Below are 2,833 nucleotides of genomic sequence, written 5' to 3' on the forward strand. Positions count from 1 at the left end.
GGCGCGGCCGGGGGCGCGGCGCTCGACGACGCCCTGTTCGGCGCCGGCACGAGTCCGCGCTTCGTCGAGGGGCCGCGCCTGACAGAACTCGGCGGCCTCACCTCCACCGAGGGCGGGCCGATCCCCCGCGTCTACGGCCGCGCCCGCATCGGCGGCACCCTGATCTGGGCGACGCGCCCGCTCGAGGTCGCCAACACCACGGTGGAGCGGTCCTCCTCCGGCTCCAAGGGCGGGACGGGCGGGCAGAAGACGGTGCGTACGGCCTACAGCTATTTCGTCGATCTCGCCGTCGGCCTCTGCGCCGGGGAGATCGCCCTGGTGCGCCGGATCTGGGCGGACGGCAGCGAACTCGACCTGACGACGCTGAACTGGCGTGTCCATACCGGCTCGGCGACACAGGCGCCCGACCCGCTCATCGTCGCCAAGGAGGGCGCGGACAGCGCGCCGGCCTATCGCGGCCTCGCCTACATCGTGTTCGAGCGCCTGCCGCTCGCCGCCTTCGGCAACCGCGTCCCGCAATTCGCCTTCGAGGTGATCCGCCCCGTCGCCGGGCTGGCGGACAGGATCCGCGCGGTCTGCCTGATCCCCGGCTCCACCGAGTTCGGCCTCGACCCGCTCGCCGTCAGCGAGGATGCCGGGTTCGGTGCGACGAAGCCGGCAAACCGTTTCCAGTTCCAGGGCGCCAGCGACGTCGTCGCCTCCCTTGACGCGCTCCAGGCCCTGTGCCCGCGGCTCGAACGGGTCTCGGTGGTGACGAGCTGGTTCGGCGACGACCTGCGCGCCGGGCACTGCACCGTGACGCCGCGGGTCGATTCGGCGACGAAGGCGACGACGGGCGAGCCCTGGGCCGTCGCCGGGCTGAGCCGCGCCGCGGCGCGGGCCGTCTCCCGCTCCGGCGAGACACCCGCCTATGGCGGCACGCCGTCCGATGCCGGGCTCGGGCGGCTGGTGGCGGAGCTGAGCCGCCGCGGCCTCTCGGTCGTGCTCTATCCCTTCGTGATGATGGACGTGCCGGCCGACAACGCCCTGCCGGACCCTTATCGCTCCGGCGAGAGCCAGCCGGCCTATCCCTGGCGCGGGCGCATCACCTGCGATCCCGCCCCCGACCGCGCCGGAAGTCCGGACGGCACGGGCGGCGCCGCCGATCAGGTCGCGGCCTTCTTCGAGGGCCCGCAGGGCTACCGGGCGATGGTCCTGCACTATGCCGGCCTCGCCGCCGGCTGGGCGGCGGCGGGGGCGCTGCTGGCCGGCTTCATCCTCGGCAGCGAGTTCGTGGGGCTGACGCGGGTGCGCGGGCCGGCCGGCGCCTATCCGGCGGTCGATCAGCTCCGGCGTCTCGCGGGCGAGGTCCGCGCCCGCCTCGGGAGCGGCGTCGGCCTCGTCTACGCCGCCGACTGGACCGAGTACGGCGCCCACGTCCGCGAGGGCGGCGCCTTCCTGCGCTTCCCCCTCGATCCGCTCTTCGCCGATCCGGCCATCGCGGCGGTCGGCATCGACTACTACCCGCCGATCTCGGACTGGCGCGACGGGTCCGATCACCGCGACGCGGCCGAGGCGGCGAGCCCCTACGACCGCGCCTATCTCGAAACGCGTCTCGGCGCGGGCGAGGCGTTCGACTGGTACTATGCCAGCCCCGAGGACCGGGACGCGCAGCGCCGCACGCCGATCACCGACGGCGCCTACGGCAAGCCGTGGATCTACCGGGCCAAGGATCTGGTCGCGTGGTGGTCGAACCCGCATGTCGAGCGGGCCGGCGGCGTCGAGACCGGGCCGACGGCCTGGATGCCGGGGGCCAAGCCGATCTGGCTCACCGAGATCGGCATCCCCGCGGTCGATCGCGGCACCAACGGGCCGAACGTCTTCCCCGATCCGAAATCGTCGGAGAACGCGCTCCCGCCCTTCTCCCGCGGCACCCGCGACGACCTGATCCAGGCCCGCGGCCTCGACGCGATCCTCTCGCGCTTCGATGAGGAGACGGACGATTTCGAGCCGGCTCACAATCCGGTCTCGCCCGTCTATGGCGGCCGGATGATCGACCCCGGACATATCTCTGTCTGGGCCTGGGACGCGCGGCCCTTCCCGGCCTTCCCCGACTTCACGACCGTGTGGTCAGACGCCGCCAACTGGGCGCTCGGCCACTGGATCACCGGCCGGATCGAGGGGCTGGAACTCGACCGGCTGATCGCGGCGATCCTCCGGGATCTCGGCATCGACGCGCCCCTGGACATCGACGCCGCCGGCTTCCTCGACGGCGCCGTGCTCGACCGGCCGCTCTCCGCCCGCGAGGCGCTAGAGCCGCTCGCCCGCCTGTTCGGCCTCGACGTCTCGGTCTCGGCCGGGACCCTGCGCATTCGCGACGGGCGGGCGGGCGCCCCCGCTGCCCTGGAGGCGGGCGACCTCGTCCTCGGCGAGGGCGAGACGGCGCCCCTGCGCCGGGTGCGGGCGCAGGAGAGCGAGCTGCCGCGCTCCGTCGCGGTCGGCTTTTCCGACGGCGAGAGCCCGGATTACCGCCGCGCCGCCGTGTCCGCCGCGCGCCCGGCCGGAGCGCGGCGGCAGGAGGTGCGCATCGACGCGGCCCTCGTCACCCGGCGCGACGCCGCGCAGGCGCTGGCGGAGACCGTCCTCAACGCGGCGCTCGCGGGCCGCGACACGGCGGCCTTCGGGGTGAGCCCGCGCCGGATCGACCTGGAGCCCGGCGACCTCGTGGCCCTTCCCGGCGAGACCCGCGGCGCGCTCCACCGGATCACCCGCATCGACGACGCCCCGACGGGCCGCCGGATCGAGACCCGGGCGGTGCCGCTGTCCCGGCCCGATCCCGCCCCCGCCGCGCCGG

At 74.7% G+C, this 2,833-nt stretch carries 1 protein-coding gene; it reads left to right on the top strand.

The genetic code is table 11. From position 1 onward, the window contains the following. Positions 1 to 2,833, top strand: a 2,833-nt coding sequence (locus tag MFF42_RS23080; RefSeq protein WP_238258054.1) for a baseplate multidomain protein megatron, incomplete at both ends; no start/stop codon positions are given.

The organism is Methylorubrum podarium, from assembly GCF_022179745.1.
GTDB classification, from domain to species: Bacteria; Pseudomonadota; Alphaproteobacteria; order Rhizobiales; family Beijerinckiaceae; genus Methylobacterium; species Methylobacterium podarium.